This is a genomic window from Bacteroides faecis, from assembly GCF_020091505.1.
GTDB lineage: Bacteria > Bacteroidota > Bacteroidia > Bacteroidales > Bacteroidaceae > Bacteroides > Bacteroides faecis.
Genome location: NZ_CP081916.1, coordinates 2132125 through 2153322, shown reverse-complemented (window position 1 = coordinate 2153322; position 21198 = coordinate 2132125). Strand labels below are relative to the sequence as shown.

Here is a 21198-nt window from a genome sequence, read left to right as displayed (position 1 = left end):
TCCTTTAAGTTTAATATTATTTTTTAGAAGCCCACCATACATCCGTAGCCATATTGTCGGCACCGTGCAAGTAGTTGGCAATAGCATATTCTACATTTGCCTTATTGCTGACAAACTCATCCAACGGATAAGGCATACGGCGTGCCCCCTTCTCTGAATCAACTACGCCACCACTCTTGTTTTCCTTCACCGGAATCAGTTTCGGATAGCCGGTACGACGGAAATCTGCCCAAGCTTCATTACCCAATTGCCAGTTAGCAATCCATTTCTGCACGATAATGCGTTCTTGTTTTTCTTCTTTGCCGGCACCATCATTCCATTTAATAGTAATATTAGAGAGAGCATTCTGATAGGTGTTCGTTCCTGCCGGATCAGTATAGGCAGTCGGTTTATTGACATCATCCTTCAGATAATCTTCCGCACCGTCCGCACCCCACTGTTCAAAAGACAAACGGATACCTTGATTGTAGAATGATTCAGCTGTACCACCCATATTGAAATTGAAAACAGCTTGTCCTTCAGCACGTAAGAAAGCCACTTCGGCTGCATTCATCCAATACAGCGGAGATGTAGGAGCTATATTCACACCGGAATATTTATGTCCGACTGTCTTCAACTCAGGAATCACAATACCTCGGCGCATTCCTACATAGTCGTATCCTGCCCATTCGGATTTAGTGAAGAACTTTTCACGTCTGTTATCCTTGTAACCGTTCATATAGCAGATGATATCGGCTGCAGCATGTGTATCACCACCTGTCAGACAGGCAACTCCACCATGATCGGAAGTCTGCACCTGATTATAGCGGGTAGCTACATATATAGGATTTTGTGAAGTCTCGAAGTAGTTCCATGTTGCATTGTCTGCATTAGATTCGATGACACCTCCGTTTGCCGGTTTTACAGCTTCTTCTGCCATCTGCTGAGCTTTCACCGGGTTGGCATAAGCTATACGGATAGCCAGACGCAGCTTCAATGAATTGGCAAACTTGATCCATTTCTTGACATCACCTTTGTATATATAGTCAGCTGTAGGAACGAGCTGTTCGTTAGGATGCTCATTGAGCGTAGCAATAGCCGCATTCAATTCTTCGAAAAATGTATCATAAGTCACTTCCTGAGAATCATAAGGGGTGGCAATCTCACCATTCGCACCTATCTGAGAATAAGGAATCGGACCAAAAGCATCAGTCACGCGATGCATAGCTGCTACCTTTATCACTTGTGCAATAGCGTATGGCACCGGGTCGTTTGTATTCTGTGATACAAGCTTCACTTGTGTCAGGTTAGAGTATAATGTCGGAATAATCTTATCACTTTTCAGAAATACACGGCTCCAGTCATCTTTCGGATTAAAGTTTGAGATGCTTTCTGTAAAACCGGCATTAGAATCAGCAAAATATCCGCCTAAGGGTCCACCCAACAAGCAGTCTGTAAACTGGGCCGTATTTACGTCCGGCGATACCACACAACCTGCCAGGTTATTCATAGCCGATCCTAAAGCATATCCATCCGCTGACAAATCAGGAGCTTCATATGGGTTGGAATTGATATTCTCATAGTTACCGATACACGAAGACAGTGCAAGGGTAAGAGATCCAAATACTATTTTATTTATTATATTTTTCATACCTATCTTGATTTATTTAGAATTTAAAGCTCAGATTAAAGCCAATATTACGCAATGAAGGCATCATAAAGTAGTCAATTCCCTGATAGAAGTTATCAGTAGACGCTACACTTTCAGGATCGAAAGGAGCTTTGTTGTAAATCATCCAAAGATTACGTCCGATCAATGAAACTTTGATATCACACACATTGCCCAACCATTTTCTCGGAATAGTATAACCGATAGAGGCTTCTTGCAAACGAATATTAGTAGCCGAATAAATATAATACTGAGGAACCGCTGTACCACCAGCTACAACGGAATACCAGCCTTCCGGATTTACACGGTCATTTCCGTTTACTGATACATAGCCTTTGTCACGCGCTGCAGCAGATGCCTCCGATACTCCGAAGTTATCCAGAACGGCTTGTGTACGGGAGAATACAACTCCACCCAGACGGGCTGAAACCAAGAAAGCCACATTGATGTTCTTCCAGCTGAAATTGTTGCGCCATGCCAAGTTTCCTTTCGGCAATACACTACCTAACTTGATGTAATTATTAGCTTCCAGACTTTCTGTTACAACACTGTTATTCTCATCGATATAAACAGCTCCATTGGCATCTCTCTTCAAATCCATCAAGGAATAAATGTCACCCATACTTCCACCTTCTTTCAGAATAAAACGGGTACTACCCAGACCACCCATATTCAAAGAAGAAATAGAGAATTTTTCATGAGTGATAGGATTAATGGCATTATCGGCCAAAGTCAGAATCTTGTTCTTATTCATCGAATAAGTAACTCCTGTATTCCATGTAAAGTCTTTCCACGTATTATTGTAGTTCAACGCTAATTCAAGACCTTGATTGCGAACGGCACCCGTCTGAATGTAGATACGGGCATATTCACCTACCGGCAACTCAGGATTGAATGTCTGATTCATTGTCTTAGCGTTATAATAAGTAACATCGAGTTCGAAGTTCTTCAAGAAACGCATATTCATACCTACTTCAAAAGAATTGGTACGTTCCGGTTTCAAATCGTATACCGGGAAGTCAGTCAAATTACTCCACTGACCGATACTGGTATTCCACGCGAAAAGAGGATTAGCTATATATCTTTCAAAAGCTGTACCTACAGAAGCAAAAGAACCACGTATTTTCCAATAAGACAAATAGTCCTTATTCAATTTAGGCATCAATTCTGACAGAACGACAGACATACCCACTGAAGGATAAAAGAATGATTTATTGACTGAGTTACGGCCTGCCAACTGTGAAGGCCAGTCATTACGACCAGTCAAAGTCAAATAGTAAGTACTTTGGTAACCAACTTCAGCAGATGCATAGATAGACTGAGTCTGTTCGCGCCAGCCCGACTGCATTTTGCTTGTTTTAGTCGTACTCAGGTTCTGAATATAGAAACCGTTTGTCAATCCGGCTTTTTCACCGGCAAAGGTTTTTGAATCATCAGCAATAGGTCCGCGTACAGCTATTTCATCATATCGCATATCAGTAAACGATCCACCCACATTAGCCTGCAAAGACCATTTCTCACCGAAAGTCTTGTTTACACTTACCAGGAAGTCTGCATACAGCTGCTTTTCATAGCTTCTGGAAATACCATAAAGACCACGATCAGACAATTCTGTCAACTGAGTATTTGTACTGGCATACGCTTTTTCCGTATAATCATTATTTGAATTATCCAGTCGAACACGTCCGGAAACATTCAGCCAGTCAAGAATCTGATAATTCAGGCTTGCACCCAACATATAACGGTCTTTCTTATTTTCGCGCAAGTTACGGTAGTTCACCCAATAAGGATTTTGCATCGTCATATTACCATCGCCTGTCGGCCAGTACTGAGTATAAATTTTACGTGCAACGTCATAGCGTTCGTACATCTTTATATCTTCCCAGTCATTGCCACGAGGGAACAAGTAAGCTCCTACCAACGGATTGTTGTAAGTACCCTGATTCACCATGTTGCGGTCTTTCTGCAAAATGTAGCTGGCATTTACATCCAGTGTCATCTTATCATCGAGGAATGAAGTAGTATTACGCACGTTGAAATTATAACGGTCGTATTTGTTATTAGGAACAATACCTTTTGAATTAACAGCTGCAGCCGAAGCATAAGTCTGGTTCTTTTCCGAACCGGTAGAGAAAGACACACTTTCCGTACCTATAACACCTGTCTGAAAATAATCATCACGAGGACTATATCCGAAATATCTGGCTTCTGTCAGTTTAGGCCCCCAGCTACGACTGGAGTTATCATCTTTTACCCCACCAATACCTGTACCATAACGAGTCTGAAAACGAGGCATCACAAGAGGAGAGTTAAACTCAACATTACTGTTCACGGTAATGTTCACACGGCCTTCTTTTCCTTTCTTAGTAGTAATGATAATCGCACCATTAGCTGCATCAGAACCGTAAAGCGCAGCGGCTGCCGCACCAGTCAACACTGACATTGATTCAATATCTTCCGGGTTGATGTCAGCAATCGGCTCCGTATTTCCTTTAGAAGAAAATTCTGTTCCATTCACTTTATTAGCATTGGAGTACATCGGAACACCATCTACTACGTATAATGCATTGGAAGACTGCATGATAGATTTTGTACCACGCATTACAACCTTAGACACACCACCTACTCCCGACGAAGAAGCATTGATGTTGACACCTGCTACTTTACCACTCAATGAGTTAATAAAGTTAGGGTCCTTATTGGTAGTTACCGCATCGGCATTAACCTGCTGTACATTGTACGACAGAGCTTTTTCCGAACGTTTAATACCCAAAGCCGTAACCACAACTTCTTCCAAAACCTGAGCATCTTCCTTTAAGGTAATATTAATAGCAGTCTTTCCTGCTACAGCCTTTTCCTGAGTTTGATACCCAACATAAGAAAACTGCAAAACAGCATTAGAACCTGTAACGACTAATGTATAATTACCATCAAAATCTGTAATAGTACCATTAGTTGTTCCTTTTTCCAGTACAGAAACACCAATCAGCGGTTCGTTATTTGCATCCATCACCTTACCTGTTACTTTCAGTTGTTGCTGTGCCGATTTTGTCGCAGGTGATGTGTTTGCTTTCGACAAATAAACGACATTGTCATCAATTTTGTAAACGATGTCTTTCCCCTTCAAAGCCTTATCCAGCACTTCTACCAGAGAAACATCTTTAACATTCAATGATTCTATACGCATTGAAGCTAAATTGTCATCATAAAAAAACTGATACTTAGATTGAGACTGGATTTGCTTAATCACAGTTCCTAAAGAAGAATTGGAGATCCTAATTGTTAACTGTGCTATTGCAGATTGTGCCGGAAGGGCAAATAGCATCAAGATCAACAATGCCCGAAAAATCTTCGAGCCTCTACACGAGTCATTGATTCTCATACATTTGAATTTAAGATTAAACATTAGTTTTTATATAAAAATTAGAATCGATATTTTATGTATTATTTTGATTCACATTTATATAACAACCCATACCTTGAAAAACACTTAGAAGTTTTTGAAAAAAAATAAATATAATCTCATATTTATTTTTCCACAACAAGCACACCCCACACATTCAAGCTGGGAATCAACCATTTACAAAAAAAAAGAAATCGTCTATAGAATTTGTTCTTTCGGGTAATTCACCAGATATAATGTTTTTGTAGCACGAGTAAATGCCGTATACAACCAACGAAAGTAATCCGGAGTCAGATATTCATCCGTCATATATCCCTGATCAAGAAAAACATTCTGCCACTGTCCGCCTTGCGCCTTATGACAAGTTACCGCATAGGCATATTTTACTTGTAACGCATTATAATGCGGATCTGCTTTCATTTTTTTCATTCGGTCCCGCTTATTAGATATATCTGCGTAATCTTCAAGTATGGTATAAAACAGTCTGTCACTATCTTCTTTAGATAATGCGGGAGCATCCGAATGCAATGTATCCAGCAACAGATTAGCATCCAGTTCAAAATCATTCTGATCCGGAAATCTGAGAGTAACTTCCGCAAAACGAAAACCATATATTTCCCTTGTCCGGCGGACACGACGTACCACTGCTATTTCTCCGTTGGCAATGAAGTCCATTTCCTTGTATTGCTCCGTCCAATAATAGTTGTTTTTGGCTATCATGAGCATATCTCCCGTATTCAGTTCATCTTCTCGCCAAAGAATCTGTGCACGTATTCCGTTATTATATAGGTTCGCGCGTTTATTAGAACGACAGATAACAATCGTTTCATCCATACCGTCATGATCATAGCAACTGGTGATTGCATCAATCAATTCTGCACCCGGCACCACTTTTATATCTGGAAAACCTGTAACCTTTATTTTAGGTAAAGAATAGCAATTATCCTCCGCTATCAACTGACGCAGTTGCGTTGCGTTCCATAAAATACCGGATTCCTGTATCTGGCGAACAACCTGTGTCAAATCCACTTCCCGCACTTCCAGTCCATACCCTTTCAAAGCATCTGCAAAAAGTGCCGGACTCAACTCTTCACCTACCGGAGGAAGCTGTGCAGTATCTCCCATCAGCAAAAGACGACACCCCTGACCAGAGTAAACAAACTGTATCAGGTCATCCAACAGTCTTCCTGTCCCAAACATGCTGCCAGACAATCCTTCATTGGAAATCATAGAAGCCTCATCCACTATAAATAAGGTATTTGTAGCAAGATTGTCATTTATCGAAAAATTACTGGTTTCATTAGAGAACGACTGCTGCCTGTATATTTTTTTGTGAATTGTAAAAGCCGGGTGACCGGCATATGTTGAGAAAACTTTTGCAGCACGACCAGTAGGAGCCAGTAATACAGCCTTTTGCTGTAACTGGTCCATCGTCTTCACCAATGCCCCTACCAAAGAAGTTTTACCGGTACCGGCATAGCCTCTGAGGATAAATACTTCATCCGCTAGTGTAGAAAGCAGAAACTCTGAAAGAGATTTTACAGCTATTTCCTGCTCAAAAGTTGGTTGATAAGGAAAATTTTCCTTAATTTGCCTTTCTAAATAGTTATTTATCATTTTTGTACGAGAAAAAAGTTCCCGGAACTATCGTATTTAAATTTATTTATTCTATTTTTGCGATGCGAATATAACAACTAAAAACATAATTTATCATGAAAACAGTATTTAATATTGTATTAGTACTCTGTGCTGCTGCATTAATCTACATTTGCTATAGCAGTATTATGGGTCCTATCAATTTTGAAAAAGCAAAAAAGGAAAGAGAACAGGCTGTCATTGCCCGTTTGATCGACATCCGTAAAGCACAACAGGAATACCGTTCGTTGCATCACGGAATGTACACAGAACATTTTGACACACTGATCGATTTCGTTAAAAATCAAAAATTACCTTTCGTCATGAAAGTAGGACAGTTGACAGACAAACAACTGGAAGACGGATTGACTGAAAAGAAAGCAATGGCTATCATCAACAAAGCTCAGAAGACAGGTAAATATGATGAAGTTAAGAAATGGGGACTTGAAAACTTTAAGCGTGACACCATGTGGGTAGCCGTAATGGACACCGTTTACCCAAAAGGTTTCAATCCGGATTCAATGAAATACATTCCTCACGGAAATGGTGCTATTTTTGAAATGAATGTTAAAAATGACACTGCAAAATCAGGTGCTCCTGTGTTCTTGTTCGAAGTAAAAGCTCCGTATGAAACTTACTTGGGCGGACTTGACAAACAAGAAATTATCAATCTGAAAGACCTGAACGAAAAACTGGGCAGATACTCCGGTTTGATGGTAGGTTCTATTGACAATCCTAACAATGGTGCTGGTAACTGGGAATAATGATTGATTTTACAAAATCAAAACAATATACTTTATCCATCCGTCTTAGTACGGATGGATTTTCTTTTTCTATCTACAATCCGATTCACGACAATTCACAGTCGCTATTCGAAAAAGAGGTAGACACCTCTCTGTCTCTGACAGCCAATCTTAAAAACGTTTTCCACGAATCGGACTTTTTAAGCTACTCTTACAAACGGGTAAATATCATGATGGCAAACAAGCGTTTTACCATGATACCACTGGAACTGTTTGAAGAAGAGCAGGCAGAGCTTTTATTTTATCACAATCATCAGAAACGGGAGAACGAAACAGTGATTTACAATATTCTGAAGAAGAATAACGTAGTCGTAATCTTCGGCATAGACAAAAGCACCTATGCTTTCCTGAACGAACAATATCCCGAAGCCCGTTTCTATTCTCAGTCTACCCCACTTATAGAGTATTTTTCCATAAAAAGCAGACTCGGAAATAGTAAGAAAATGTATGCTTCAGTACGCAAAGATGCTATTGACATTTACTGTTTCGAACGGGGACAGCTCTTGTTGGCCAACTCCTTCGAATGCATGCAAACTGAAGACCGTATTTACTATTTATTGTATGTATGGAAACTGCTCGAGTTCAATCAGGAACGGGATGAACTGCATCTGACCGGGACACTGTCAGATAAAGAAACATTGATGAACGAATTGAAAAAATTCATCATGCAGGTATTCATAATGAATCCTGCCAATAATATTGATATGCAAGCCTTATTAACATGCGAGTAATCAGCGGTATTTATAAACGAAGAAGATTTGATGTACCACGTACATTCAAAGCACGTCCTACAACAGATTTTGCTAAAGAGAATCTGTTCAATGTACTTAATAACTATATCGATTTCGAAGAAGGAGTCACTGCACTCGATCTGTTTGCAGGTACCGGCAGTATCAGTATCGAACTGGTATCACGGGGATGTGACCGTGTGATCAGTGTCGAAAAAGACCCGGCTCACCATTCTTTTATCTGCAAAATAATGAAAGAAGTACAAACAGACAAATGTCTGCCTATTCGTGGTGATGTATTTAAGTTTATCAATAGCGGACGTGAGCAGTTCGATTTTATTTTTGCCGATCCGCCTTACGCTTTAAAGGAGCTGGAATCAATACCGGAACTGATATTCAAAAACAATCTGCTCAAAGAGGGAGGCCTGTTCGTATTGGAACATGGAAAGCAAAACAACTTTGAGGAAAATCCGCACTTCATAGAAAGAAGAGTATATGGAAGTGTGAACTTCTCTCTTTTCAGATAAGAGCACATTCTTCTAAAGCAGCGGAGCCAACAAACGAACAACAGACTCTGCTGCCTTCTGTCTCCACGGACGCCTTACCCAGTTTTTCAGAAAGATCTGTGTACTTTCACGCTGATCCTGAAGGAATATTTCTTTCATTTCCAGAGCCGTTTCTACATCATACATAAAGGCATTTACTTCAAAATTATGCTCAAAACTGCGAAAATCGACATTGGTAGACCCTACTGTCGATAGCATATCATCTGAAACCATCAGTTTGGAATGTAGAAATCCCTTTTTATAAAAATAGACTTTGACACCCGCCTGCAACACATCCCTCAGATAAGAATGTGATCCCAGATGAGTGATTCGATTGTCAGCACGTTCGGGCAGCATCAAACGTATATCCACCCCTGCCAATGCAGCTGTTTGCATAGCAGCCAGCACTTGCTCTGTCGGCAGGAAGTAAGGAGTTTGCATATAGAAATATTTCTTGGCTCCATTGATCGCCATCGTCAATCCCTGCATTATTTCTTTCCAGGGACCGATAGGTTCGCTGGTGACTACTTGTACTAATGAGTTTCCACAAGACTCTATCTTTGGGAAATAACGTGAAGCGGTAATCAATGTACGGTCAACGAAATACCAGTCGAGCAGAAAAGCAGTCTGCAGACCATGTACAGCTTTTCCTTCTATCAGGATATGCGTATCACGCCAGATTCCCCATGAGAAGCCGCGCATATAACGCTCTGCCAGGTTCATTCCTCCGACAAAACCGATACGCCCGTCTACTACGACTATTTTTCTGTGGTTACGATAGTTGACCCTGCTTGTAAACAAAGGGAAACGTACTTTCAAGAAACTCCTGACTTCAATACCGGCATTACGCATTTCTTCGAAAAAACGGTTAGGTACATGCCAGCATCCCACATCATCATAAATCACTCTTACTTCAACGCCCTGAGATGCCTTTTCAATTAACACATCCCTTACCAGACGCCCTATGGCATCATCTTCAAAGATGTAGTACTCCATGTGAATATGCTGCTTTGCCTTTTGGAGTTCACGCAACAATGACTGTAGTTTGGTATACCCTTCCGTATACACGGCAATACGGTTTCCTTCGAATGGGAAAGCTTGATTGGTATGCTGAAAAAGTTGGATAAGACGAGCATATTCTTCGGGTACAGCCGAACAGTCCTGAGCCAGATATTCCGCCATAGGTTTCTTCAACAGACGGTCATAACTTTTTTGACCGATAATACGTTCCCGACGTTGGCTCCGTCCGAAAAAGAAATAGAAGACAAGGCCTACGATAGGAAGGAACAGTAATATGAGTATCCATGCCATAGTCTTCACCGGATTCCGGTTATCAAGAATGATAACGACAATCGTACTGATAATGGCTCCAAAATAAACAATGTCGAAAGCAACCGTAGCTATCTGGCTAACTATTATGTTCCAATCAATCATAGGAATCTCCTTTTTATATGGATACTGAACAACAAATATAAAGCAAATTATCGGATAAACAAAAAAGTCCTGATAGCAAGTTGTATCCATTGCTATCAGGACTTTCCCGTTTTTTTTATTTAAAGTTATTCATAACTTAGAAACGCATAGGCCGAACACCACCTCCGCCGTAGCCATGTCCACCTCTAGGACCACCGCCAGGACCACGTCTACCCGGTGCTTTTCCACCAAATGTATTAAAGCGGTATACAAAATGTACCATGAAATAGCTTCCCAAAGTGTTATATTCCGTATCACTCATCATTGTTTCACTTATAGAACGGGACAAACTACTCTGCTGTTTCAAGATATCATAAATTTTAAAACGAATAGTTCCTGAATTATTCTTTAAGAAATTCTTTGAGATCTGCGCATTCCACAACACCTCATTATTATTCAAGCCACCAGTGTATCCATCTTTAAATCGACAGTTTATATCTGTAGAAATTGAGATTTGCCATGGAAGATTTACATTAGTATTACCTCCAATATAATAATCAAAAGTCTCACGATTACTATTTTCCTGCTTACTATTTCGAACCAAATTATAATTAACAGAACCACTCAGAGACAAATCAAATACTTCACTACGATAACTACCAGTAAATCGTTCTCCTAAACCTAAGTTATGTGTTGTACTCAACTCTTGATCTGCATTCTTACTATTTCCAACACTCGTATAACTTACTGCATCACTATATCTTGCATTCGTATTAGATGAAATTGTAAACTTCTTATTTTTCAAAGGAGTATTGAAAGAAAAATACCCTCTCGCCTGCCAATTACCATTTACATTCTCTTTCTTATAGACCCGGGCACCGGTTTCAGGGTCGTATGACATTCTATTAGCTACAGAATTTAATGTATTCGTATAGAATAAATTGGCTGTATAGCTACGCATAGATTCTGGTACAAATTTTCTATAATCAAGTGTAAAATTGTTGTTAAATGATGGTTTTAAATTTGGATTACCATATCTCAGATTCATTGGATCAGTAATATCAATAACTTCCTGTAAATCCTCGATATTAGGAGTACTACTCCGCCCACGGTAACGGAACATTAACACATGCTGCTTATCAAACATATAGCGAAACATTACCGAAGGAGCCCAATTCAATACATTTTGTTCCGGATAATTCTTTTTATAATTAGGCCCAATAGTCGTTTCACTTAATGATGTTTGAGGTGTCAATCCAACTCCAACACTATACATCATTTTAGGATGAATACCACGCACAGAAACATCTGCCGTATGAGTATCATAAAAATTTTCCACACGCGTACTCAAATCATTATCATATCCACGTTCTATATACTCCGGATATGGATAATAATTTATACTATCATAGACCAATGATTGCGACAACTGTTTCCGATGGGCAAACTCATAACGCAACTGCAAAAAGTGATTCTTAAAAACAGGTTCAGTATAAGAAGCAGATACACTCCAGTTGCGGCTGTCGCTATTGCGGTCCGTATATCGTGAAATATCAGAAATACTGTCCTTCTCGAAAAACTCGGTTCTTGAATCGGAATAAGAATCTGATTCGCTATCACTATAACCAAAACGTGCTCCTAAAGATAAATTTCGTCCTTTACTATTCAATCTCCGAAAAGCCATTAAACTACCATTAAAAGATGCATTATGACTTTTAGAAGAAGAGGCAGCCTCCCTTTCATTAACAGGGCTGTGAGAGTTATTTTCAGTTTTTGACCAAGAGCTATTACTTGATTCTGTTTGTGAATAGCTACCATTAGGACGAAAAATTATTGTAGTTAATGTATCAGGACGCCATTCCAAGCGAAAATCAACCCTGAAATCATGACGATTACGATTTGATAAGTTCTCACTTTGAGCAAAAGACGAAGTTTCACCTAAGAATGTTTCTGAAGAAGATTTGCGACGGGCATCATTATTGGAATGCCCGTATTGAACATTTCCACCGACTTGCAGCTTCTTCGTATCTTTAGCAAAGTTAATACCTAATGATTGTGCTGTTGTAATACCAGAACCGGCATTGCCACCACCTAATCCTTGTCCGGCATCACCAAATTCAGAAAAACCTTTATTATTAGTATTATTAGCAGAACCTATTATTGAAAGACTGGCATCATCCTTAAAACGGCTAATCATCACTCCGCCTTCATATCGATCCTGACTACCATAACCAGCAATCAAATTACCAATCCATCCTTTCTTCATCCCTTTCTTGACTGTTAAGTCTAAAACGGGCTCTTCATCTCCGTCATCAATTCCTGTGATACGTGCCATATCACTTTTCTTATCGTAAGCTTTAACCTTCTCAATCATGTTAGCCGGCAAATTCTTCATGGAAACTTTGGGGTCATCCGAGAAAAACTCTTTACCATCAACCATAATCTTTTTAATTTCTTTCCCATTTATAGTAATCTTCCCCTCATCACTAACTTCAGCACCCGGTATTTTTTTTACTAAATCTTCTAACATCGATCCTTCCGGTACAGGGTAAGCAGCTGCAGAATATTCCGTTGTATCGGCTTTTACTGTAACAGGAGGAGCCTCCGCCGTAATCACAGCCTCACCCAGCATTACCGCATCGGGGTCCAGGGAGATATTCCCCATTTTCTTTTCAGTCACGTTATTGGATAATTGTACAGGAACAAATTTCGTGCGGAAACCGATGTAAGAGACCTTCAATATATACTTTCCCGCCTTCACTTTAGGGAGTGTAAACCACCCTTTATTACTACTTGCTATACCGGCTGCATAAGCGCTATCCGGTAATGATAGCAATTGAACAGTAGCCTGTGCTGCCGGCTCTTGAGAGTCAGACTCGATAACACGACCCGAAACAGTAATCACCTTATTCTGTGCAAAAATAGAGAAGGTGCATAATAATGTAAGCACCCACCAAGCTGATAATCTTTTCATTTACCTTAATTACGATTAGTAGAGTAATAACAATGTCTTTTTGACAAATAGAATCGTAAAAGGTTTAATTTAATAGAAAATTATCTTTTGAAGAATCGATCAACAAGCGCTTTTTTAAGACCAAACTCCAAACAAAGCACATTAAATATTAAAAAGGTCAGAAAAGAGGAAGTGTCTACATTAATCACATCTCCTTGCAGGACACGCCACAACATACCTCCAAAAACAAACAGGAAGGTCAGAAAGACAGCATTACGAACAGCCGTATTACGAATCTGCTCCGTCTCGCGGCTTTCGTTCTTGCTCAAAGCAAAGATTATCAACAAGCATCCTGCCATCATCAACAGCTTCGTACATTCCTTGTAGAGCAGCAGGTTACGGTCGGTAACCAACCCTTGCATCACCAAAATAAAAGGAAGAAACAAAGCCAATAACAACACCACATATCCCAAAGGACGACAAAATACAGGAAACAATGCTTTCATAATTAAACGTTTTAATGAGACAAAAGTAAGGAAAAAAAGATATTTTATATACATTTGCACCAAGAAAAAGCAAAAGAATCATGAGTAAACAAGAAGTCATTCTCTGCGAAAGCTTGGAAACAAGCCTCGGTCGTGCCATTGAAAGATGTCCGCATGACAAGTTATTCATCCTCACAGACGAACATACCCAGCGTCTTTGTCTGCCCTCATTGAAAGAAGTATCATTTCTGAAAGATGCTGTCGAAATCAATATCGGAGCCGAAGATGTGCATAAGACGCTGGAAACTCTGGCATCCGTCTGGATGGCACTGAGTCAGCAAGGGGCTACACGACATTCATTGCTCATCAATCTTGGTGGCGGGATGGTAACCGATTTAGGAGGTTTTGCCGCTGCTACCTTCAAACGTGGAATCGCTTATATTAATATTCCCACTACGCTGTTGGCCATGGTCGACGCATCCGTCGGCGGTAAAACAGGAATCAACTTCAACGGACTGAAAAACGAAATCGGTGCATTTGCCCCCGCAGACAGTGTATTGATTGAAACCGAGTTTCTACGCAGTCTCGATGCACACAACTTCTTCTCCGGCTACGCCGAAATGTTAAAGCATGGATTAATCAGCAATACCGCCCACTGGGTAGAATTGCTGGATTTTGATACAGATAACATCGATTATGCAGCCCTCAAAGATATGGTAGGACGTTCGGTACAGGTAAAAGAAGATATAGTGGAGCAAGACCCCTTTGAACATGGTATCCGTAAGGCACTGAATCTGGGACATACGGCAGGACATGCCTTCGAAAGTCTGGCACTGGCTGAGAATCGTCCCGTACTGCACGGATATGCCGTAGCTTGGGGAATCGTTTGCGAACTTTATCTGTCGCACCTTAAAGCAGGCTTCCCGAAAGACAAAATGCGGCAGACCATTCAATTCATTAAAGAGAATTATGGCTCATTCGCGTTCGATTGCAAACAGTACGAACAACTTTACGCATTTATGCAACATGATAAGAAAAACACTTCAGGAACGGTCAATTTCACTTTACTGAAAGAGATCGGAGATATTTGTATCAACCAGACCGCTGATAAAGATACCATTTTTGAAATGCTCGACTTCTATCGCGAATGTATGGGCGTCTGATCTGAGACACCTTATAATTATAAAGGAGAATGGGATTCCCTAAAAGGTTTCCCATTTCTTTTTTCCCTTTCCCATTCTCCTCTCCCCACATATGCCTTTATTCCCCACAGGCATCTTCAATATTATCCTAAGTTACTCATCCGGTATTGGGACAACGACATTCCGGTATGTTTCCTGAAGAAACGCCCCAATGACGATTGATTGGCAAAGTTTGTTTTAACGGCAATTTCCTGAATATTCATGTTCGTATTCTTCAGCAAAGCCTTTATTTCCAGCACGATGTATTCAACAATCCAGTCTTTGGCTGACTTGCCGCTCACTTCTTTGATCACCATTGTCAGGTATTTGGAAGTGATACACAGTTTATCAGCGTAGAAAGCTACGTCTTTATTTTCTTTGAAATGCTTCATTATCAGTCCAAAGAATTTATTGGCTAATTCCTCTTTGCGAGTATCTTTCCGAGTGTTCACCAAAGCTGCCTCCTTTTCATAAGCATTAAACAATTCCAGATACAGATATCTCAATAAATGGATAATCAGTTCACGCCTGTATATATCATCAGACGTCACTTTATCCTTAACCATTCCCAAATAGTTAATCAATCGCCGGGTATCATTTTCCGTCTGAGGATACCAGTAATGGCTCCTCATGTAGAAAAAGAAATGAGGCGAAAATCGCGGCACACCACTCAATGTATCGCTAAACATTGTAGGCGATACTACCAGCGTGGTAGTCAGAAAGTCATCACTAGCCTCGGTGAATGAAACGAACTGTCCCGGCAACAGAATAATTAATTCTTGTGGCTGTATCCAATGCGAATCATCATATACATTAAGCCTGGCCTTTCCACTGAAGCAATATATGACCAAAGCTGACTGAATATTAGAAGGATAAGTGCTTAGGGGAAGATACTTCAAATTCTGAAAATACTTAAAATCATCACCTAAGACATAAGCCTCTAACGTTTCTCTATTTTTATTATACACATTTACCCCCTCATTAAATAAAACTAAATACAAAAATATACTATCCAAAACTACTCTCACTTGTCCTATGCCAATATGGTTTCATTTTAAAGAAATTACGAACCATTTATTCACTTAATTTTATAAACAAAGCCCTGTTATGTTAGTTTATGAACACCTATATTATTTAGATTTATTATAGACTGCAGGACCTTTATATCCCGAAAACAAAAAGATATCCTAAAATCAGCTAATGGAAAAAAACGGGCTATTTTATTTGCTTTTTAAAAATAAAGCAGTACTTTTGCATCCGCAATTCGGGATGTAGCTCAGCCCGGTAGAGTACGCGTCTGGGGGGCGTGTGGTCGCAAGTTCGAATCTTGTCATCCCGACTACCGACAAAGCATTAATAATCGATGGGTTATTGATGCTTTTTTTATTGAAACGAGAATGAAAGAAGACCCGAGACATATTCACATCAGCGAATACAACTATCCGCTACCGGATGAACGAATCGCCAAATTTCCTTTAACAGTCCGCGACCAATCAAAATTGTTGGTATATCGCCATGGTGAAGTTACCGAAGATGTTTTCACATCTTTGCCTGATTATCTTCCGAAAGGAAGTCTGATGGTATTCAACAATACCAAAGTCATTCAGGCACGCCTGCACTTCCGGAAGGAAACGGGAGCATTGATCGAGGTCTTTTGCCTGGAACCGATTCAACCCAATGATTATGTATTAAATTTCCAGCAGACGGAACACGCTGCATGGCTTTGCATGATCGGCAATCTGAAGAAATGGAAAGACGGAGCCTTGAAGCGGGAGATGACAGTGAAAGGATTCACAATCACCCTGACTGCTACACGGGGAGAATGCAGAGGCACCAGCCACTGGATCGATTTCTCCTGGAACAATCCGGAAGTAACCTTCGCCGATATCCTCGAAGTCTTCGGAGAACTGCCGATTCCTCCATACCTGAATCGGGACACGGAAGAGAGCGACAAAGAAACCTATCAGACTGTTTATTCCAAAATAAAAGGCTCGGTTGCCGCGCCAACAGCCGGACTGCACTTTACGCCCCGTGTACTGGAAGCATTGCAGGAGAAAGGAATCGATCTCGAAGAACTGACACTACACGTAGGTGCCGGAACATTCAAACCGGTAAAAAGCGAAGAGATAGAAGGACATGAGATGCACACAGAGTACATTTCCGTCAATCGGGCAACCATCAAAAAACTGATCGACCATGACGGATGCGCTGTTGCTGTAGGAACAACTTCGGTACGTACTCTCGAAAGCCTGTATCATATCGGAGTGACATTGGCCGAAAATCCGGACGCTACGGAAGAGGAACTACACGTCAGACAATGGCAGCCTTACGAGAAGTATGATCAGATTCCTCCCGTTGTCGCATTACAGAAAATATTAGGTTATCTGGACAGAAACGGGTTGGAAACACTTCACAGCAGCACTCAGATTATTATAGCTCCGGGATATCAGTATAAAATAGTGAAAGCGATGGTTACTAATTTCCACCAGCCGCAAAGTACACTGTTACTTTTGGTTTCCGCCTTCGTGAAAGGAAACTGGCGCACGATTTATGATTATGCACTGAGTCACGATTTCCGTTTCCTGAGCTATGGAGACTCTTCTTTGCTGATACCATAAACAAAAAAAGTAAAGATACAATGCCAGGCGATAACAATCAAGAAATGTTTCCTATCGTAGACGAACAGGGAAATATCACCGGAGCCGCTACACGCGGAGAATGTCATAGCGGAAGCAAGCTTCTGCATCCGGTTATTCATCTTCACGTTTTCAATTCGGAAGGAGATTTGTACCTGCAAAAGCGTCCGGAATGGAAAGATATTCAGCCGGGGAAATGGGATACAGCCGTTGGCGGACATGTCGATTTGGGCGAGAGCGTAGAGATTGCACTCAAACGGGAGGTCCGCGAAGAACTAGGTATCACGGACTTTACTCCCGAACTGCTAACCAGCTATGTATTCGAATCGGATCGTGAGAAGGAACTCGTCTTCGTTCACAAAACGGTTTACGACGGTGAGCTACATCCCAGTGACGAGTTGGACGGCGGTCGTTTCTGGACCGTCGAAGAAATAAAGGAAAATCTCGGTAAAGGCATCTTCACTCCCAACTTTGAGGGAGAATTGAAGAAAGTATCCCTTCTTCCGTCCCTTTATCCTTCTTCCGTTCCTACTCCTCCTCTATCCAAGTAACAATTTTCTCAGAGAACGGACTCTCTTTGGGTGCAACAAAGCCAACCCAGCTTCCGTTCTCATCTATCATAAACTTCTGGAAATTCCACTGGACAGGTGCATCCTCTTTTCCGTTCTGCTTCTTTTCCGTCAGCCATTGGTAGAGTGGCGCCATGTCTTTGCCTTTGACGGAAATCTTAGCCATCATCGGAAAAGTAACATCATAATTCAATGAACAGAACTGAGCAATCTCTTCGTTGCTGCCCGGTTCCTGCCCCATGAAGTTGTTGGCCGGAAAGCCGATGATTACAAAATTCTTATCCTTATATTTATCATACAGCTCTTGCAGTTTGGCATACTGTGGCGTCAATCCACACTTAGAAGCTACATTTACTACCAACACCTTTTTCCCTTTCAAAGATGAAAGCGGAAATTCCTTACCATCAATTGTCGTCACATTGAAATCGTAGAAAGATTTATTCTGCGCTTCCAGTGAGATTGCACATACCATAGTTATTACCATTAAAATAAATGACTTCATACTGAATATATATTTAGTTTGCTATATAATAAACGAGCCCAAACAAAAAAATGTTTTGCCGTATCATAACAATTCCAATTCTTTTCGTATCCAAGCCGAATGGTTCGAAAAGATACATTCTTAGAAGATAAAAACGTTTTTTTTGCCGTCACCCGTCACTTTGGCTGTTTTTCAGCATTTAAATTATTGCTATTCATTACATTAACTAGGTGACGACAAGCAGTGACGATAAAGTGATGACAAATGAATTTGAGTTTTTACCATCACCGCATTTTCTTATACAAATCACGATAACAAACTGGATATCAACACTTCCCGCACAAACCAGCAAGTTTATATCTGATGACCTAAAAGTATCTATTTACTTTTGATACATACCTTTTTTACTAAAAACAGATGCACTCTTTTGCCTATTTGTCAGACAGTACCGTTCAGCAGATCAGATGGTATCATTCAAGAGGTCAGATAGCATTGTCCAAGAAGTTGAAAATCTCCCTGTATTTTATTCAGACCTAACTCCCATACAAAGATATCCTACCAGGCTTATTACACTTAGCAAGAAAATTCATTCCTTTTTCTTTGCAATCCTCAACAATTCACTTACCTTTGTTCTTTGAAAGCCGAAGAGAAATGCGGCATATTGAAACGTTTTTGCGCTAAGAAAAGTACCAAGTTTAATTAATGCAAATAAACAGTGTTTCAATAAATGTGTTCAATGCGTACGACGTAGGGTCGGGCGTGTGAACGTATTTATTAAACACTGTGGGTACTGGTACTACCTCTTAGCGGATAAATATGAACTCAGCGCCCGACTTCTTTTATATACGTGGCATAGTATACATCAAGATGCGAGCGATCATAAATATTTAAAGAGACATGAACAGACCAGACAAAGAAACATTGCGCCGCGTCATCCACAAAATGCACAAGCAGAATGATTGCGAAAAGTTTACCGAATTAGCATCCGTATTTACAGGTATGCGAGGAAAGCTCAATCCCCACTCCGTAGAATTTTCTTCTGACGATCCTTACCACTCTTTTCCCCTTTCTATAAAGTGCATTCACTGCGTCATCCGGGAAGAAGAATATCTTTACATATTATGTTATAGCGGAAATCTACATATACTGGGGATTCACGAACGTGGACATATACTGATTCCCATCGAAGAGCAACTGAACTTGCCGGAACTTTTCTACTGGACCTGCTACTCATGGTGGAACCTTCTCCGCATAAAGAGAACAGGCAAACAACAAAGCGAAGATTTCACTGATTAACTTCGCGTTGTCATACAATCATACTATTACTACTTATCTTAAAATCACACCATCACTATGACTAATTGGCTAACGATCAAACAACTATCGGCAAAGCGCGGCATTGTTGAATCACCTCTCCGAAGCTGAATAACTTTGGAGTATATCAACTCTCTGCACAATGCCAACTTTATCATTCTGCACGAAGACAAGAGCATTGAATTAACATCGGAAATAGCAACGTTTGTCATTCTGCGAATATAGTTTACGTATTTCATTATTTCAAAGAGTAATCCTAACCAGATTAAATATGGAGGTAGCAGACTGAAGAACCGCTTGTGAAAGTAGTTCTTCCGGTCTGTCTCCCAAGAGGATGCCATATTACCCCATGGCATCCTCTTTTATTATTTATTGACATATATTGTTTCAAACAGTTTCAAATGCTTGAAACACTTTGTTTCACGCCGAGAAACACTTTGTTTCATTACTTGGAACACTTTGTTTCAAGGCATGAAACACTCTGTTTCAACGGTTGAAACTGATGGCGGAACTACTTCTTCCTGATACCGGATGTACTTCCTCTCCCTTTTCATCTTATTAACATTTTATCAGTAGGGAGATTCTAAATGTCCCGTGTCTTTATCTGCGAATAAGCAACTCATATTTTATAAACGATGAAAACAACAACACTCTTATTTATTTGCTTGTTGCTTACAGTCGGCGGACAAGCACAGGAAGCGGAAAAAAGACCTGTATGGAAAGTGGAACTTGCCGGTGCACTGAACAATTACTCGGCGTGGGAAGTGGAGCCGACCATCACTTATCTGCCTATCCCCTATGCAGGCATCACTATGGGGTTCCTTTTCTGCAACACCATAGAAGACGAAAGCTATTCGGGCGTATCCAAAGACCAGAGATGGAGATGGAGTTCAGATGACGACAGCCCGCTCTGCCATCACTTTGCATTGCGTCCCGCCATCCAGTTGGCTACCCCCGCCCTCAAACTGGGAAAAGATAAGGATATGGGACTTTCCTTCATCCTCTCTCCGGGGCTGACTATCCCGCTATCCGTCAACCAGCGGTTGAACATCAGCTACTATCCCAACGTCTCCGGCATATGGAGTTCGCAAAGATTCGACCAGGTCAAGAACCGGGGAGGAAGAGCGATATTCTATCACATCAAAGGCATGTTTACCCTCGACTTGGGCGAACAATACACGCTTTCGGCAGGATACACTTTTTCCGACTTCGACATGTATAGCGGTGGACGCAACATGGTAGTGGAAGGGAAGAAACTGACCATGCCTGCGTTCCGCTTTATGCATTCGTTCTTTGTGAGTCTCGGATACAGATTTTAAAATGAATCAAGAATCCCAAACCATTCAAACCGCAATTTAGTCACTTCACCTCGCAATCTTTCCGCTTCATTCATTCCCGATAACC

Annotated in this window: 16 protein-coding genes and 1 tRNA gene; 9 read left to right on the top strand and 8 right to left on the bottom strand. The window is 40.7% G+C overall.

Features of this window, described 5'->3' with window-relative positions; all coding sequences use genetic code 11:
* Nucleotides 1–16: 16 nt before the first annotated feature.
* The 3 genes from K6V30_RS08485 to K6V30_RS08475 all read right to left on the bottom strand — a co-directional run bounded on the left by K6V30_RS08485 (nucleotide 17) and on the right by K6V30_RS08475 (nucleotide 6668).
* Nucleotides 17–1630: a RagB/SusD family nutrient uptake outer membrane protein gene (locus K6V30_RS08485; RefSeq protein ID WP_022301981.1), complete on the bottom strand. Its 1614-nt coding sequence runs from the start codon at nucleotides 1628–1630 to the stop codon at nucleotides 17–19.
* 16 nt (nucleotides 1631–1646) lie between these two features.
* A complete protein-coding gene (locus K6V30_RS08480; protein WP_055268566.1) occupies nucleotides 1647–5030 on the bottom strand; it encodes a SusC/RagA family TonB-linked outer membrane protein in 3384 nt (1127 codons plus the stop codon).
* Nucleotides 5031–5249: 219 nt separating this feature from the next.
* A complete protein-coding gene (locus K6V30_RS08475; RefSeq protein WP_022301979.1) occupies nucleotides 5250–6668 on the bottom strand; it encodes an ATP-dependent DNA helicase in 1419 nt (472 codons plus the stop codon).
* Between the two features lie 95 nt (nucleotides 6669–6763).
* Here K6V30_RS08475 and K6V30_RS08470 point away from each other — a divergent pair, with 95 nt between their 5' ends.
* The 3 genes from K6V30_RS08470 to K6V30_RS08460 are packed head-to-tail and all read left to right on the top strand — an operon-like array spanning nucleotide 6764 to nucleotide 8744.
* Nucleotides 6764–7450 carry a hypothetical protein gene (locus K6V30_RS08470; protein WP_022301978.1) on the top strand — a complete coding sequence of 229 codons (687 nt, stop codon included), beginning with the start codon at nucleotides 6764–6766 and terminating at the stop codon, nucleotides 7448–7450.
* Nucleotides 7450–8220 (top strand): DUF3822 family protein, encoded by a 771-nt coding sequence (locus K6V30_RS08465; RefSeq protein ID WP_010536600.1) that lies wholly within the window; start codon nucleotides 7450–7452, stop codon nucleotides 8218–8220. The genes K6V30_RS08470 and K6V30_RS08465 overlap by 1 nt, the downstream gene beginning before the upstream one ends.
* Nucleotides 8211–8744, top strand: a complete 534-nt coding sequence (locus tag K6V30_RS08460; protein WP_010536599.1) for an RsmD family RNA methyltransferase — start codon at nucleotides 8211–8213, stop codon at nucleotides 8742–8744. Before K6V30_RS08465 ends, K6V30_RS08460 begins: the two co-directional genes overlap by 10 nt.
* A gap of 12 nt (nucleotides 8745–8756) precedes the next feature.
* Here K6V30_RS08460 and cls read toward each other — a convergent pair whose 3' ends face one another.
* The 3 genes from cls to K6V30_RS08445 form a co-directional block, all read right to left on the bottom strand.
* Nucleotides 8757–10196 (bottom strand): cardiolipin synthase, encoded by a 1440-nt coding sequence (cls, locus tag K6V30_RS08455; protein WP_022301976.1) that lies wholly within the window; start codon nucleotides 10194–10196, stop codon nucleotides 8757–8759.
* A 136-nt stretch (nucleotides 10197–10332) separates the two neighbouring features.
* A complete protein-coding gene (locus K6V30_RS08450; protein ID WP_055268565.1) occupies nucleotides 10333–13149 on the bottom strand; it encodes a TonB-dependent receptor in 2817 nt (938 codons plus the stop codon).
* A gap of 80 nt (nucleotides 13150–13229) precedes the next feature.
* Entirely contained in the window at nucleotides 13230–13634 is a 405-nt protein-coding gene (locus K6V30_RS08445; RefSeq protein ID WP_055268564.1) for a hypothetical protein, read from the bottom strand.
* A gap of 80 nt (nucleotides 13635–13714) precedes the next feature.
* On the opposite strand from K6V30_RS08445, the gene aroB reads away from it, so the two are divergent.
* Nucleotides 13715–14776 carry a 3-dehydroquinate synthase gene (gene aroB / locus K6V30_RS08440; RefSeq protein WP_010536595.1) on the top strand — a complete coding sequence of 354 codons (1062 nt, stop codon included), beginning with the start codon at nucleotides 13715–13717 and terminating at the stop codon, nucleotides 14774–14776.
* Between the two features lie 122 nt (nucleotides 14777–14898).
* Here the strand turns inward: aroB and K6V30_RS08435 are convergent, their stop codons facing one another.
* Complete coding sequence (locus K6V30_RS08435) at nucleotides 14899–15762, bottom strand: helix-turn-helix domain-containing protein (RefSeq protein WP_010536594.1); 864 nt, start codon at nucleotides 15760–15762, stop codon at nucleotides 14899–14901.
* Nucleotides 15763–16059: 297 nt separating this feature from the next.
* On the opposite strand from K6V30_RS08435, the gene K6V30_RS08430 reads away from it, so the two are divergent.
* From K6V30_RS08430 to K6V30_RS08420, 3 genes are all read left to right on the top strand, one after another.
* A tRNA-Pro gene (locus K6V30_RS08430) sits at nucleotides 16060–16133 on the top strand.
* Nucleotides 16134–16191: 58 nt separating this feature from the next.
* Nucleotides 16192–17412 (top strand): S-adenosylmethionine:tRNA ribosyltransferase-isomerase, encoded by a 1221-nt coding sequence (locus K6V30_RS08425; protein WP_055268563.1) that lies wholly within the window; start codon nucleotides 16192–16194, stop codon nucleotides 17410–17412.
* 20 nt (nucleotides 17413–17432) lie between these two features.
* On the top strand, nucleotides 17433–17981 hold the full coding sequence (locus K6V30_RS08420) for an NUDIX hydrolase (RefSeq protein ID WP_022301973.1): 549 nt from the start codon (nucleotides 17433–17435) through the stop codon (nucleotides 17979–17981).
* Here K6V30_RS08420 and K6V30_RS08415 read toward each other — a convergent pair.
* Nucleotides 17959–18501, bottom strand: coding sequence for a glutathione peroxidase (locus K6V30_RS08415; RefSeq protein ID WP_055268562.1), 543 nt, complete (start codon nucleotides 18499–18501; stop codon nucleotides 17959–17961). The genes K6V30_RS08420 and K6V30_RS08415 overlap by 23 nt on opposite strands.
* Before the next feature lie 876 nt (nucleotides 18502–19377).
* Here K6V30_RS08415 and K6V30_RS08410 point away from each other — a divergent pair.
* Both K6V30_RS08410 and K6V30_RS08405 read left to right on the top strand, forming a co-directional pair.
* Nucleotides 19378–19776 carry a hypothetical protein gene (locus K6V30_RS08410; protein ID WP_010536590.1) on the top strand — a complete coding sequence of 133 codons (399 nt, stop codon included), beginning with the start codon at nucleotides 19378–19380 and terminating at the stop codon, nucleotides 19774–19776.
* Nucleotides 19777–20429: 653 nt separating this feature from the next.
* Nucleotides 20430–21113: a hypothetical protein gene (locus K6V30_RS08405; RefSeq protein WP_032836733.1), complete on the top strand. Its 684-nt coding sequence runs from the start codon at nucleotides 20430–20432 to the stop codon at nucleotides 21111–21113.
* Nucleotides 21114–21198: the final 85 nt, after the last annotated feature.

What these genes read in the sequence shown, in the direction of transcription:
- K6V30_RS08485 (WP_022301981.1), bottom strand. Translation starts at nt 1,630, where the DNA reads ATGAAAAATATAATAAATAAAATAGTATTTGGATCTCTTACCCTTGCA.
- K6V30_RS08480 (WP_055268566.1), bottom strand. Translation starts at nt 5,030, where the DNA reads ATGAGAATCAATGACTCGTGTAGAGGCTCGAAGATTTTTCGGGCATTG.
- K6V30_RS08475 (WP_022301979.1), bottom strand. Translation starts at nt 6,668, where the DNA reads ATGATAAATAACTATTTAGAAAGGCAAATTAAGGAAAATTTTCCTTAT.
- K6V30_RS08470 (WP_022301978.1), top strand. Translation starts at nt 6,764, where the DNA reads ATGAAAACAGTATTTAATATTGTATTAGTACTCTGTGCTGCTGCATTA.
- K6V30_RS08465 (WP_010536600.1), top strand. Translation starts at nt 7,450, where the DNA reads ATGATTGATTTTACAAAATCAAAACAATATACTTTATCCATCCGTCTT.
- K6V30_RS08460 (WP_010536599.1), top strand. Translation starts at nt 8,211, where the DNA reads ATGCGAGTAATCAGCGGTATTTATAAACGAAGAAGATTTGATGTACCA.
- cls (WP_022301976.1), bottom strand. Translation starts at nt 10,196, where the DNA reads ATGATTGATTGGAACATAATAGTTAGCCAGATAGCTACGGTTGCTTTC.
- K6V30_RS08450 (WP_055268565.1), bottom strand. Translation starts at nt 13,149, where the DNA reads ATGAAAAGATTATCAGCTTGGTGGGTGCTTACATTATTATGCACCTTC.
- K6V30_RS08445 (WP_055268564.1), bottom strand. Translation starts at nt 13,634, where the DNA reads ATGAAAGCATTGTTTCCTGTATTTTGTCGTCCTTTGGGATATGTGGTG.
- aroB (WP_010536595.1), top strand. Translation starts at nt 13,715, where the DNA reads ATGAGTAAACAAGAAGTCATTCTCTGCGAAAGCTTGGAAACAAGCCTC.
- K6V30_RS08425 (WP_055268563.1), top strand. Translation starts at nt 16,192, where the DNA reads ATGAAAGAAGACCCGAGACATATTCACATCAGCGAATACAACTATCCG.
- K6V30_RS08420 (WP_022301973.1), top strand. Translation starts at nt 17,433, where the DNA reads ATGCCAGGCGATAACAATCAAGAAATGTTTCCTATCGTAGACGAACAG.
- K6V30_RS08415 (WP_055268562.1), bottom strand. Translation starts at nt 18,501, where the DNA reads ATGAAGTCATTTATTTTAATGGTAATAACTATGGTATGTGCAATCTCA.
- K6V30_RS08410 (WP_010536590.1), top strand. Translation starts at nt 19,378, where the DNA reads ATGAACAGACCAGACAAAGAAACATTGCGCCGCGTCATCCACAAAATG.
- K6V30_RS08405 (WP_032836733.1), top strand. Translation starts at nt 20,430, where the DNA reads ATGAAAACAACAACACTCTTATTTATTTGCTTGTTGCTTACAGTCGGC.